The organism is Actinoplanes sp. NPDC026623 (genome assembly GCF_040638275.1).
Taxonomy (GTDB): Bacteria; Actinomycetota; Actinomycetes; order Mycobacteriales; family Micromonosporaceae; genus Actinoplanes.
Genome location: NZ_JBEZXZ010000036.1, coordinates 1 through 12,429, shown reverse-complemented (window position 1 = coordinate 12,429; position 12,429 = coordinate 1). Strand labels below are relative to the sequence as shown.

13 protein-coding genes and 1 pseudogene are annotated in these 12,429 nt (G+C 73.9%); 8 read left to right on the top strand and 6 right to left on the bottom strand.

The features are described 5' to 3' along the window. Positions 1-8: 8 nt before the first annotated feature. The 4 genes from AB0F10_RS13975 to AB0F10_RS13960 all read right to left on the bottom strand — a co-directional run bounded on the left by AB0F10_RS13975 (position 9) and on the right by AB0F10_RS13960 (position 2,131). Complete coding sequence (locus tag AB0F10_RS13975) at positions 9-773, bottom strand: hypothetical protein (protein WP_360623604.1); 765 nt, start codon at positions 771-773, stop codon at positions 9-11. Next, positions 770-1,222, bottom strand: coding sequence for a sigma factor-like helix-turn-helix DNA-binding protein (locus AB0F10_RS13970; RefSeq protein ID WP_360623602.1), 453 nt, complete (start codon positions 1,220-1,222; stop codon positions 770-772). Before AB0F10_RS13970 ends, AB0F10_RS13975 begins: the two co-directional genes overlap by 4 nt. Before the next feature lie 45 nt (positions 1,223-1,267). Beyond that, a complete protein-coding gene (locus AB0F10_RS13965) occupies positions 1,268-1,831 on the bottom strand; it encodes a TetR/AcrR family transcriptional regulator (RefSeq protein ID WP_360623600.1) in 564 nt (187 codons plus the stop codon). 81 nt (positions 1,832-1,912) lie between these two features. Beyond that, the gene (locus AB0F10_RS13960) at positions 1,913-2,131 is read right to left on the bottom strand and encodes a hypothetical protein (protein ID WP_360623695.1); all 219 of its coding nucleotides are present in this window, start codon (positions 2,129-2,131) and stop codon (positions 1,913-1,915) included. 268 nt (positions 2,132-2,399) lie between these two features. Between AB0F10_RS13960 and AB0F10_RS13955 the strand changes: the two genes are divergently transcribed. The 6 genes from AB0F10_RS13955 to AB0F10_RS13930 all read left to right on the top strand — a co-directional run bounded on the left by AB0F10_RS13955 (position 2,400) and on the right by AB0F10_RS13930 (position 8,990). Next, the gene (locus AB0F10_RS13955) at positions 2,400-3,596 is read left to right on the top strand and encodes a helix-turn-helix domain-containing protein (protein ID WP_360623598.1); all 1,197 of its coding nucleotides are present in this window, start codon (positions 2,400-2,402) and stop codon (positions 3,594-3,596) included. Positions 3,597-3,771: 175 nt separating this feature from the next. Continuing rightward, positions 3,772-4,944, top strand: a complete 1,173-nt coding sequence (locus AB0F10_RS13950; protein WP_360623596.1) for an acyltransferase domain-containing protein — start codon at positions 3,772-3,774, stop codon at positions 4,942-4,944. Between the two features lie 124 nt (positions 4,945-5,068). Continuing rightward, on the top strand, positions 5,069-6,019 hold the full coding sequence (locus AB0F10_RS13945) for a beta-ketoacyl-ACP synthase III (protein WP_360623594.1): 951 nt from the start codon (positions 5,069-5,071) through the stop codon (positions 6,017-6,019). A gap of 53 nt (positions 6,020-6,072) precedes the next feature. Continuing rightward, on the top strand, positions 6,073-6,315 hold the full coding sequence (locus tag AB0F10_RS13940) for an acyl carrier protein (protein ID WP_023359558.1): 243 nt from the start codon (positions 6,073-6,075) through the stop codon (positions 6,313-6,315). A 1-nt stretch (position 6,316) separates the two neighbouring features. Next, positions 6,317-7,540 carry a beta-ketoacyl-ACP synthase II gene (fabF, locus tag AB0F10_RS13935; protein WP_360623592.1) on the top strand — a complete coding sequence of 408 codons (1,224 nt, stop codon included), beginning with the start codon at positions 6,317-6,319 and terminating at the stop codon, positions 7,538-7,540. A 31-nt stretch (positions 7,541-7,571) separates the two neighbouring features. Then, positions 7,572-8,990: a carboxyl transferase domain-containing protein gene (locus AB0F10_RS13930; RefSeq protein WP_360623687.1), complete on the top strand. Its 1,419-nt coding sequence runs from the start codon at positions 7,572-7,574 to the stop codon at positions 8,988-8,990. Positions 8,991-9,036: 46 nt separating this feature from the next. Here the strand turns inward: AB0F10_RS13930 and AB0F10_RS13925 are convergent, their stop codons facing one another. Then, positions 9,037-9,888, bottom strand: a complete 852-nt coding sequence (locus tag AB0F10_RS13925; protein ID WP_360623590.1) for an NADP-dependent oxidoreductase — start codon at positions 9,886-9,888, stop codon at positions 9,037-9,039. A gap of 80 nt (positions 9,889-9,968) precedes the next feature. Between AB0F10_RS13925 and AB0F10_RS13920 the strand changes: the two genes are divergently transcribed. Beyond that, the gene (locus tag AB0F10_RS13920; protein ID WP_360623588.1) at positions 9,969-10,844 is read left to right on the top strand and encodes an AraC family transcriptional regulator; all 876 of its coding nucleotides are present in this window, start codon (positions 9,969-9,971) and stop codon (positions 10,842-10,844) included. On the opposite strand, the gene AB0F10_RS13915 is transcribed toward AB0F10_RS13920, so the two are convergent. Further along, the gene (locus AB0F10_RS13915; RefSeq protein WP_360623586.1) at positions 10,837-12,354 is read right to left on the bottom strand and encodes a glycoside hydrolase family 3 N-terminal domain-containing protein; all 1,518 of its coding nucleotides are present in this window, start codon (positions 12,352-12,354) and stop codon (positions 10,837-10,839) included. The two genes, AB0F10_RS13920 and AB0F10_RS13915, sit on opposite strands and share 8 nt — an antisense overlap. On the opposite strand from AB0F10_RS13915, the pseudogene AB0F10_RS13910 reads away from it, so the two are divergent. Then, a pseudogene (locus tag AB0F10_RS13910) lies at positions 12,354-12,429 on the top strand (ABC transporter ATP-binding protein); the annotation flags it as partial. The gene AB0F10_RS13915 and the pseudogene AB0F10_RS13910 overlap by 1 nt on opposite strands.

Genomic DNA, 12,429 nt, shown 5'->3' with positions numbered 1-12,429 from the left:
GAACGTGCTCAGTCGCTCGGGCGGACCGGAAATCTCAGAATCGGGCAGGCCGGGGCCGGGCGGTTGCACCGCTCCCCCACCCCGAACGCGTCCTGCAGGTGCGGGTCGGTCGCGACCTGTTCCACCTCGGTGATGCTCAGCGGCGGCCGGCCCGCCTCCGCGCTGCCGGTGCCGCGCTCGCCGGTGGCCATGACCGCCACCGTCCGCCCGTCGACAACCCGGCGGGCGATCACCTGGTTCACCTGCCAGTCGACGTCGCCGGTGTCGGCGTAGCGGGCGTACTCGATGCCCGCGCCGGTGCGGTCCGGCAGGGCGCAGGCGGCCGGGTCGGCGAGGACCGGCAGGCAGATCCCGGCCTCCGCGTCGAAGACGACCACCTCCACCAGGCCCCGGGGTGCGCCGGCCGCGTCGTGCACCACGTACCGCCGCCAGCCCGAGCCGGACGCCGGTTCCGGCGGCACGATCTCGTAGCCCTTGGCGTCGATGAGCGGCGCCAGCCTCGCCAGCACCGGATCGAGGACGCTCGACGGCCGCGGCTGGGGTACGGGCACCGCGGCGGTCGAGGGCGGCTTGGGGCCGGGCAGCAGGACGGTCGTGAGGGCGTACCCGAGCAGGACGACGATGACCACCACGACGACGGCGGCGAACACCACGCCCCAGGCGCGACGGCGGCGCAGCCGCTCGGAGCGCGCGACGATGTCGGCGGCGGCGTCGCCGGGCGGCGGCTCGCTCTCGCAGGCCCGCTGCAGCACCTCGGTCAGCAGGGCGCTCATCGCGCGTCGGCCGGGCGCGCGGACGCGAGCAGCGACTCGAAGGCGCCCAGCCCCTCGGCCTCGAGGGTCAGCACCCGGCTGTCGTCGAGGCCGAGGGCGTCGGCGGTCTCGTCGATGGCCAGGCCGCAGAAGTGGCGCAGGACGAGCACCGCCCGGCAGCGCGGCGTGAGGCTGTGCAGCGCGTCGAGGACCAGCACGGTGTGCGCGTCGGCGCCGGTATCGCTGTCCGCGGGGGCGACGAAGACCCGCTTGCGGCGCCCGCGCGGCCTCTTGAAGCCCGCCATCAGATCCGCGTAGGTCCAGAGTTCCGGGTCCCCGACATCGATCTCGTTGAGGAAGCGGGCCAGCGTGGTCCGGGCGAGGTCGTCGGCAAGCCCCCAGTCGCCGCACATCAGGAACGCCGCACGACGCAGATGGACGTAGCGCTGGGTGACGTACCCGTCGGACATATCTCTTTATAGGCCAATGGTCGCGGCGAACGACGCGGAACGGCCTCAGCCAACGCCAACGGTGACCTCCACGAGCCGGACCAGGTCGTCCAGGTCCGCATCGAACTCGGCGGCGGCGTCGTCGTGCCCGGCGGCCTCGTCGGCGGGCAGGCCCCCGGTCACCTCGCCGACGGTGTAGCCGAGCAGGAACGCGCAGATCATCCGGGTCAGCCGCGGCACCTGTTCCGCGGGCACGCCCGCGTCGTACAGGCAGCCGCGCAGGGCGGCGGTCAGCCAGGACGCCGAGGCGCCGGCCGAGGGCCGGCTCAGCAGCAGCGGGTACGCGCCGGGGTGCGCGCGGGACAGCGCCCGTACGGCCCGCCCCAGGGCTCTCAGCCGCTGGCGCCAGTCGATGCCGGCCGGGTCCTCGCCGTACTCGGTGCCGAGCTCGAGGTGCAGGAGGTCGACCAGCCCGTCGAGCAGAGCGTCCTTGCCGCCGACGTACGGATAGAGCGCCATCGAGGTGAGCCCGACCCGCTCCGCGACCGCACGCATGGACATCGCGCCGAGGCCCTGTTCGTCGACGAGAGCCAGGGCCTGGTCGAGGATGAGCCGTCTCTTGTCGTCCACCCGCTCACGGTGTCGGGACGGGAGGGTCGGCGTCACGGAACGCGCGCGCCACACCGCAATCAGTCACTCAACCGAGTGAGATCAGCACCAGCGGCCCGGCGGGCGACCGCGGCCCACCGCGCGCCGGCGCGGCCGGACCGCGCCGTGCAGGTGCGCCCCGGCCCAGCCGCGGAGCTCGGTGCGGCAGCCGACCCGGTGCGGAACGTCGCCGGCCGGTTCGTCGGCGAGTGGGATGAGCGGATCCTCCGCGGCCACCTGCTCCGCGTCGGCGCACAGTTGGCCGTCCTCGCGCTCCGTCATCACTGCCTCCTTCCCTGCCGGTCTTTCTCGGGCACCCGGTCCCATCGGCAAATCCGTGGCCGGCATTACCCGTAGCGCGCCCGGATACGGGGGCCGCTAGGACGACACCTTGCCAGGTCACCGACCGAAATCACCGATGAGGCGCACCGCTATTACGGACAAATTTCTCAAAAGGTACAGAATCGAGATGTTCGAGTGACCGCGCGGAACGGTACAACCTCAAGGCCCGCCCCGACCACGGCGAACAGGATCGTGACAGGGTGGTCAGGTGGCACAGGCAGCGAAATCCGGCGGGTCGGGCAGGCGGCCGCCGCTGGCCGCCACGCTGCGTCGCGTCGAGAGCCGCGCCGGGGCACTGGCCAGCGCCAGCGTCGCCCGCATGGACGAGACCCTGCCGTGGTTCCGGGACCTGCCCGCCGACCAGCGCTCCTGGGTGATGCTCGTCGCGCAGGCCGGCGTGCGATCGCTGGTGGAGTGGCTGCGCTCCGGCGGCACCGCCGCCGGCACCCAGGAGATCTCCGACGAGGTCTTCGCCGCCGCGCCGCGGGCCCTCGCCCGCTCGATCACGCTGACCCAGACCGTCCAACTGGTGAAGGTCACCATCGACGTCGCCGAGTCCGAGGTGTCCAGCCTCGCCGCCGCGGGCGAGGAGGAGGCGCTCGAGCAGGCCATCCTCAAGTTCTCCCGGGAGATCGCGTTCTCCGCGGCCCGGGTCTACGCCCGCGCCGCCGAGTCTCGCGGCGCCTGGGACGCCCGGCTGCAGGCGCTGCTGGTCGACGCCCTGCTGCGCGGCGACTCCTCCGACGTGCTCGCCAGCCGGGCCGCCGCGCTCGGCTGGGCGGACGCGCCGCCGGTGGCCGTGGTCGTGGGGCGCTCACCCGGCGGCGACATCACCGCGGTGCTGCACAGCGTCTACCGGGCCGCCCGCCGCGCCCGGGTCGAGGTCATCGGCGGGGTGCACGGCGACCGCCTGGTGATCGTCATGGGCGGGGCCGCCGACCCGCTCGCCACCGCCGGGCAGCTGGCGGCCAGCTTCGGCGAGGGGCCGATCGTGGTCGGGCCCGCCGTGCCGTCGCTGGACCACGCGACCGAGTCGGCCCGGGCCGCCCTGGCCGGTTTCCGGGCCGCGCCCGCCTGGCCCGGCGCGCCCACCCCGGTCGCCGCCGACGACCTGCTGCCCGAGCGCGCCCTCGCCGGGGACTCCGAGGCCCGGCGTGCGCTGCGTCACGACGCGTACGGCGCGGTCGTGCGGGCCGGCGGCGGACTGCTGGACACGCTGGACGCGTTCTTCGCCGCCGGCGGAGTACTGGAGAGTGCGGCCCGCGAGCTCTTCGTGCACCCGAATACGGTGCGATACCGCCTTAAAAGGATCGCCGATGTGACCGGATTGTCCCCTCTGGACGGGCGTGACGCCTTCGCGCTGCGGCTCGCGCTCGCCATCGGCCGCCTCGACCCTGCGAGCTAAATCACTGCGCGACAGGGCCGGATTTGAAAGATCGTTAAGCACCTGAAGTGCGTATACTTCACCACCAACCCGGACATTTTTCGGGAGTGTTTGTAGGAAACCTACAACGCCAGTCGTAGGGTTTGGTCTCGTGCAGCAACCCCGGAACCTGCCCCCATCCGGAAGAGTCAGCAACGTGCTCGCAGTTCTCTCGCCCGGCCAGGGTTCCCAGAAGCCCGGCTTCCTCTCTCCGTGGCTCGACCTGTCCGGCGCCGAGGCCCGCCTCCGCTGGTGGTCGGCGCTGGCCGGCGTCGACCTGATCCACCTCGGCACCGCGGCCGACGCCGACGAGATCAAGGACACCGCGCGCACCCAGCCACTGCTCGTTGCCGCCGCCCTGCTCGCCGCCGAGCACCTGCCTATGTACGACGTCGGCCTGGTCGCCGGCCACAGCGTCGGCGAGCTCGGCGCCACCGCCCTCGCCGGGGTGCTGCCGGCCGAGGCCGCGATCACCCTCGCCGGGGTCCGCGGCCGCGAGATGGCCGCCGCCTGCGCTCTCGAGCCCACCGGCATGAGCGCGGTGCTCGGCGGCGACACCGACGAGGTGCTCGCCGCGATCGAGCGCCACGGGCTTTACCCGGCGAACCGCAACGGCGCCGGCCAGATCGTCGCCGCCGGAGCGCTGGACGCCCTCGCCAAGTTCGGCGCCGAGCCGCCGGCCAAGGCCCGGGTCATCAGCCTGGCGGTCGCCGGCGCGTTCCACACGCCCTACATGGCCCCCGCCGAGCGGGCCCTCAACGCGGTGGCGGGCGGCGTCACCGTCTCCGACCCGTCCCGCATCCTGCTGTCGAACCTGGACGGTGCGGCGGTCATCCACGGCCGCGAGATGCTGCAGCGCCTGGTCCGTCAGGTCACCGCCGGAGTCCGCTGGGACCTCGTGATGCGGAACCTGCGCGACCTCGGCGTCACCGGCATCATCGAGTTGCCGCCGGCCGGCACCCTGGCCGGCCTTGCCAAGCGCGAGCTCAAGGGCGACGGCGCCCCGGAGATCGTGACCCTCAACACCCCGGACGACCTGGCCGCCGCCCGCGACCTGATCGCCCGGCACGGCACCGTCTCCACCCACGAGCCGACCCCCCTGTTCCGGGTCGTGGTGGCGCCCAGCGCCGGCCTGTTCCGGCCCGCCGAGGGCCTGGACGAGGGCGCCGACGTGCGCACCGGCCAGGTGGTCGGCCAGGTGGTGACCCGCCAGGGACCGGTCGAGATCGCCGCGCACGGCGCCGGCGTGCTCACCGAGTGGCTGGCCCATCTCGACGACCCGGTGGCCCCCGGCCAGCCGGTCGCCCGCATCGGCGGACTGCTCCAGTGAGCCTTTTTCGACATGGCCCGGGCGTCCACGCCCGGCGGGGTCCAACGGCCCGTACCCCGCTGGCCTGCGGCCAGGTTGAGAATCGCCCGGCGAACGAGTCTGTCGCGATCGAAGGAGCTACACGATGAACGCGGGTTCCCGCATCGTCGCGATGGGCCACTACCAGCCCTCGCGAGTGATCACCAATGACGACCTCGCGAAGATCGTCGAGACCAACGACGCCTGGATCAGGGACCGGGTCGGCATCGCCGAGCGCCGCGTCGCCGACGCCGAGTCCGTCGCCGACATGGCCACCTTCGCCGCGGAGAAGGCCCTGGCCGGCTCCGGGCTCACCAGCGCCGACATCGACATGGTGGTCGTGGCGACCTGTTCCTCGATCGACCGCTGCCCCAACGTGGCGTCCCGGGTCGCCGCCCGGCTGGGCATCATCGCCCCGGCCGCCATGGACGTGAACACGGCCTGCTCCGGCTTCTCGTACGCGCTGGCCACGGCCGACCACGCCATCCGCGCGGGCGCCAGCCGCAACGCCATCGTCATCGGCGCGGAGAAGCTCTCCGACGTCACCGACTGGACCGACCGCACCACCGCCGTGCTCTTCGGCGACGGCGCGGGCGCGGCCGTGGTCTCCGCGGTGCCCGAGGGCGAGACGGCCGGCGTCGGCCCGGTGCTCTGGGGCTCGGCGCCGGAAAAGGGCGACGTGCTGCGGATCGAGGGCTGGCAGCCCTACATCCAGCAGGAGGGCCAGAGCGTCTTCCGGTGGGCGACCACCGCGCTGGCGCCGTTCGCGCTGCAGGCCTGCGAGCGCGCCGGCGTCCGGCCGGACGAGCTGGCGGCGTTCGTGCCGCACCAGGCCAACACCCGCATCATCGACGGCATCGTCAAGCGACTCGGACTGGGTCCGGACGTCGTCGTCGCCAAGGACCTGATCGAATCCGGCAACACCTCCGCGGCGAGCGTGCCGCTGGCGCTGTCCAAGCTGGTCGAGCGGCGCGAGGTGCCCTCGGGCGCCCCGGTCCTGCTCTTCGGCTTCGGCGGCGGCCTCACATACGCGGGACAGGTCATCCGCTGCCCGTAATGGGGCTAGAACCTGTCCGCGATTACCCCCACCATCGAAAGGAACCCACCGCAATGGCAACCCGCGCTGAGATCACCTCCGGCCTCGCCGAGATCCTCGAGGAGGTCGCCGGGGTGAACCCGGACGACGTCGCCGAGGAGAAGTCCTTCACCGACGACCTGGACGTCGATTCGCTGTCCATGGTCGAGGTCGTGGTGGCAGCCGAGGAGAAGTTCGGCGTCAAGATCCCGGACAACGAGGTCCAGAACCTCAAGACCGTGGGCGACGCCGTCTCCTTCATCGAGGCGAACCACTGACATGAGTAACACAGACGTCGTCGTCACCGGGCTCGGCGCGACGACCCCGCTTGGCGGGGACGTCGCGTCCACCTGGGACGCCATGCTTGCCGGCCGCTCCGGGGTGGGACCCCTCACCCAGGAGTGGGCCGAGCAGTTGCCCGTCCGCATCGCCGCACAGCTCGCGGTCGACCCCTCCGAGGTCATCGAACGCGTCAAGATGCGGCGGCTGGACCGCTCCGAGGCGATCGCCCTGATCGCCGCGCACCAGGCCTGGGCCGACGCCGGCCTCAAGGACTCGGGCGTCGACCCCGAGCGGCTCGCCGTCAGCTTCGGCAGCGGCATAGGCGGTGCGCAGACCCTGCTCAGCCAGGACGACATCCTGGAGGCCTCCGGGCCGCGCCGGGTCAGCCCGCACACCGTGCCGATGCTGATGCCCAACGGCCCCGCCGCCTGGGTCGGCCTCGAGCTCGGCGCCCAGGCGGGCGTCCACTCGATGGCCAGCGCCTGCGCGACCGGCGCCGAGGCGATCTCGCTCGGCCTGGACCTCATCCGCTCCGGCCGGGCCGACGTGGTCATGGCCGGCGGCACCGAGGCCGTGATCCACCCGCTGCCGATCGCCGGCTTCGCCTCGATGCGGGCCATGTCCACCCGCAACGACGCGCCCGAGAAGGCCTCCCGCCCGTGGGACAAGGGCCGCGACGGCTTCGTGCTCGGCGAGGGCGCCGGCGCGGTCGTGCTCGAGCGCGCCGACCACGCCGCCGCCCGCGGCGCCCGGGTGTACGCCCGGCTCGCCGGCGCCGGCATCACCTCGGACGGCTACGACATCGTGCAGCCGCACCCCCAGGGCGCGGGCGCGATCCGCGCCATCGCCAAGGCGCTGGCCGACGCGGACCTCTCCAAGTCCGACATCGTGCACGTCAACGCGCACGCCACCTCCACACCGGTCGGGGACATGGCCGAGATCGTCGCGCTGCGCAAGGCGATCGGCGACCACCCCGTCCTCACCTCGACCAAGTCGATGTCCGGGCACCTGCTCGGCGCCGCGGGCGCGCTGGAGTCGATCGCCACGATCCTGGCGATCCGCGACAGCGTGGTGCCGCCGACCATCAACCTGGACGACCCGGAAGACCTGATGCTGGATGTCGCGGCACACAAGGCCCGTCCGCTCGACATCCCGGCCGCGCTGAACAACTCGTTCGGCTTCGGCGGCCACAACGTGGCCCTGGTCTTCACCCGCGCGTGACCGTTCACCGGCATTGGAGAACGTCGTGACCATGACCTCGAACCCGGCCGACGCCGTCGTCGTCGACCATCGTGATCCGCAGGGGCGCCTGCGGGCGCTCTTCGACGCCGGCTCCCTGCGCCTGCTCGCCCCCAGGGACGACTCGGGGGTGCTGTGGGCGCGGGGCGAGGTCGACGGCACACCGGCGATCGCCTTCGCCACCGACGCCACCCGGATGGGCGGCGCCATGGGCGTCGAGGGCTGCCAGCACGTCGTCGACGCGATCGACACGGCGGTCCGCGAGCGGGTGCCGGTGCTCGGCCTCTGGCACTCCGGCGGCGCCCGGCTCGCCGAGGGCGTCGTCGCCCTGGACGCCGTGGGCCAGGTGTTCGCGGCGATGGTGCGCGCCTCCGGGCGCGTGCCGCAGATCTCCGTGGTGCTCGGCCCGGCGGCCGGCGGCGCCGCGTACGGGCCGGCGCTGACCGACATCGTGATCATGAGCAAGTCGGGCCGGATCTTCGTGACCGGGCCCGAGGTGGTCCGCAGCGTCACCGGCGAACAGGTCGACATGGAGCGCCTCGGCGGTCCCGAGCCGCACGGCCGGCGCTCCGGCGTCGTGCACATCACCACCAAGGACGACGAGAGCGCGCTGCTCGAGGCCCGCAAACTCACCGTCCTGCTCGGCCGCCAGGGCCGGCTCACCCCGGCGGACGTGGCCGAGGGCCCCGACGAGGACCACGACCTGAGCAAGACGATGCCGGCCGAGGCCAACCGGGCGTACGACGTGAAGCCGGTGGTCAAGGCGCTGCTCGACGAGCCGGGCGTGGAGTTGCACGCCAAGTGGGCGCCGAACGTCTCCACCACGCTGGGCCGCTTCGGCGGCCGCACGGTGGGCGTCATCGCCAACAATCCGCTGCGCCTCGGCGGGTGCCTCGACGCGTCCAGCGCCGAGAAGGCGGCCCGGTTCGTGCGGATGTGCGACTCGCTGGGCGTGCCGTTGATCGTGCTGGTGGACGTGCCCGGCTACCTGCCGGGCGTGGGCCAGGAGTGGGACGGCGTGGTGCGCCGCGGCGCGAAGCTGCTGCACGCCTTCGCCGAGGCGGTCGTGCCCCGGGTGACCCTGGTGACCCGCAAGGCGTACGGCGGCGCGTATATCGCGATGAACTCCCGCTCCCTGGGCGCCACGGCCGTCTTCGCCTGGCCGGACGCCGAGGTCGCGGTCATGGGCGCGAGCGCGGCGGTGAACATCCTGCACCGCAAGCAGCTTGCGGCCGCGGCGCAGGAGGACCGCGAGTCGCTGCGCGAGGCGCTCATCCAGGAGCAGTTGAAGACGGCGGGCGGCGTCAACCGCGCGCTCGAGATCGGCGTGGTGGACGACGTGATCACGCCCGAGCAGACCCGCCGGCGCATCGCCGAGGCGCTGGCGGCGGCGCCAGCCGCGCGCGGCGCGCACGGCAACATCCCGCTCTGACGCTCAGGCGACAACGAGGGGGCGTCCCAGCCGGGGCGCCCCTTTTCTACGGGGACACGATGACCTTTCCGTGCACCCCGCCGGCCTCCGCGAGCCGGTGCAGCTCCGGCAGGTCCTCCAGGCGGCGACGATCGGTGATCCGCAGCCGCAGGGTGCCCGCGTCCACGAGCCTGACCAGCGCCGCCAGGTCGGCGGGGTCGTTGCGGACGACGAAGTGCCGCCCGCCGGGCACGGGCGTGGCGACCGTGACGATCCGGGCGCCCGGTCGCGCCAGCGCGGGCAGGGCCGCCGCCGCCCGCGGGCCGATCGCCGCACAGTTCAGGACGACGTCGACGGGCTCGTCCACGACGAGCGGGCCCGCGGTGTAGTCGAGAATCTCGTCGGCCCGCACCGCCGCCGCGCTGCGCGGGCCCGCGGTGGCGATCACGTAGGCGCCCGCGTGCCGGGCCAGTTGCACCGCGAAGCCGCCGATGCCGCCGCCGGCGCCGTTCACCAGCACCCGCTCGCCCGGCGCCACCGCGGCATGCTCGAAGACGGCCTGCCAGGCCGTCAGCCCCGCCAGCGGCAGCGCGGCCGCGTCGGCGAGCGCGACGCCGGCCGGCGCCGGCACCACCGCCGCGGCCGGCGCCACCGCGAATTCGGCCGCCGCACCGGATTCCAGGAATGCCACGACCGGCTCGCCGTCCACTGTGCCCGCCACGTCCCAGCCCAGGGTGAGCGGCAACTCGACCGGCAGCAGTTGCGCCAGGTGTCCCGAGCGCAGCGCCGTCTCCGTCGGGTTGAACGAGGTGGCCGCCACCCGCACCAGCACCTCCCCCGGGCCCGGGACCGGCACCGCGATCTCGTCGACGCGGATGACGGCCGGGCCGCCGTACCCGTGAATGCGCGCAGCTCTCATGACAACGACCGTAGGCGGGCCGGGTGGGACGACCTATGCTTCAGAATCCTGCAAACCTTCGTGATCGTCCTGGAGGGGCCGTGGACGTGCTCAGCGACGTGCTCGCGGTGCTGCGTACCGGCCGGCCGCGCTCGATGCTGCTGGGCTGGGACGAGCCGTGGGGGCAGGAGTTCGCGGCGGTGCCCGGCGCCCTGGGCTTCCAGGTGGTCCTGAGCGGCTCCTGCTGGCTGCTGCCGCCCGGGGGCGCCGATCCCGTGCGGTGCGGCGAGGGCGACGTGGTGCTGCGGCCGTACGGACGCGCGCACGCCCTGGTCAGCTCGCCGGAGGTGCCGTACGCGCCCTGTGCCGCCGAGCCCGGGCCGCCGCCGCGCGGGCGGGACGTCGTGACCCTCTGCGGCGCGTACGAGACGGACCCGGCCCGGACCCACCCGCTCGTGCAGGAGTTGCCGGAGTGGATCCACGTGGCACCCTCCGCCGAACTGGGCGCGGCCGTCGGCCTGCTCGCAGCCGAACTGCGGCGTCCCGGGCTGGGCACCGACGCCGCGGTGCCGGCGCTGCTCGAAACGGTGCTGATCTACCTCTTGCGGCACTGGTACGACGCGCGGCCCGCCGCCGCGACCGGCTGGGCCGCCGCCCTGCGCGACCCGGTCGTCGGCGCCGCGCTGCGCGCCCTGCACGAGGAGCCGGGCCGGCCCTGGACGGTCGCCTCCCTGGGGGCGCACGCCGGCCGTTCGCGGGCGCCGTTCGCGGGGCGCTTCACCGCGCTGGTCGGCCGCCCACCGCTCGGCTATCTCACCTGGTGGCGGATGACCCTGGCGGCCCGCCTGCTGCGTGACACCGACGCCACCGTCGCCGTGATCGCGCACCGGGTCGGCTACCGCTCCGAGTTCGCGTTCGCCACGGCGTTCCGGCGCCACCACGGCAGCGCGCCGGGACGCTACCGCCGGATCACTTGACGCAGGCGCTCCGCGGCAGGTTGCCGGCCTGCACCGGGGACCTCCCCGGCGCCGGGGCCGCACCGGCCAGCACGTTCGCCAGCGCGGTCAGCGAGAGCGGGCTCGACGAGTACGTGGCGAGCAGCGCCGGCGACCGCGAGCCCGCCAGCAGGTACGGCGTGTCCATGGCGACCGTGACCGCCGCGTCCGCGCTCAGATCGGTCTGCCGGTCGCCGTAGCCGACGAGGTGCACGACCGTGCCGCCCGCGGCCTGCACCCGCACCCCGGCGGCCTGCAGCGCCTTGACGAGGGCCACCCGCGCCGGCTCCCGGCCGCCGGAGGCGGTCACGATGACCGGGCCGGAAACCAGCGGACCGGTGCAGGCGCCCCGGAGGACGGTGGTCACCGCGGTGTCGGCGGCGTAGACGGCCTTCTGGTGCTCGGCCGACCCGACGGTGTCGAGCGCGGGCTGCGGCGGGGCGCCCCGGAACTTCAGGGTGAGAATCCGGGTGGCCGCCTCGACGAGGCGCTCGCGCTTGAGGGTGCCGTCCGCGAGCGCGGCCACGATGCCGTCCCGGGCGCCGGCCAGGTTCGGCGGCATGAGCAGCATGTCGTTGCCCGCGTTCAGGGCGCGGACGGCCGCCTCGCCGGGCGGCCACTTCATCGCGGGCGGCATGTTCATCGCGTCGGTGATCGCGACGCCGGTGAACTTCAGGCCGGTCCGGAGCAGGTCCGTCATGATCTTGTGGGAGAAGGTCGCGGCCACGCCCTTGTCGAGGGCCTGCACGTCGAGGTGCCCGGACATGACCACCCCGGTGCCCGCGGCGATGCCCGCGGAGAACGGCGGCAGGTCCTGGGTCGCCAGTTGCTCCTTGGACTGCGCCACCACCGGCAGGCCGTCGTGGCTGTCGCCGGTCGTGTGCCCGTGGCCCGGGAAGTGCTTGACGGCCGCCGAGACCCCGGCGCCCTGCAGGCCGCGCACGGCCGCCCGCACCTGCGCGGAGTTCGCCTGCGGGTCGGCGCCGAACGAGCGGGAGCCGATCACGGAGCTGCCCTTCGGCCCGAGCGTGTCGGCGACGGGCGCGAAGTTGAGGTTGATTCCCATCGCCGCCAGTTCCTCGCCCGCCGCGCGCCAGGCGCCCTCGGTCAGGTCCGGCCTGGCGGCGGCGCCGAAGGCCATCGCGGACGGCAGCAGCGTCACGCCCTGCCGGATCCGGGTGACCACGCCGTACTCCTGGTCGGTGCCGATCAGCAGCGGCGCCCCGCCGGGAAGCCGCGCCGCGGCCCGCTGCAGCCCCTCGGTCAGGGCGCGGACCTGCGCCGGGTTCTCGACGTTCGTCGCCGGGTTGGTGGCACCGGTCGGGTCACCGGGCGTGAAGCCGACCAGGATCAGGCCCCCGAGCCGGAACTTGGCGATCATCTCGGCCGGGGTGTCGACGCCGGCGAGGTTCTGGTTGCCCGCGGCGGCGACCTTGTCGACCCGGTCGGCCGCGTCGCCGTACGCGTAGGGCATCAGGACCTGGCCGGCCATACGTCATGGACGAGGCCGGGCGGTGCGACCGGCTGCTGCTGATCCGCGAGGGCCGGCTGATCGGCGACGACTCCC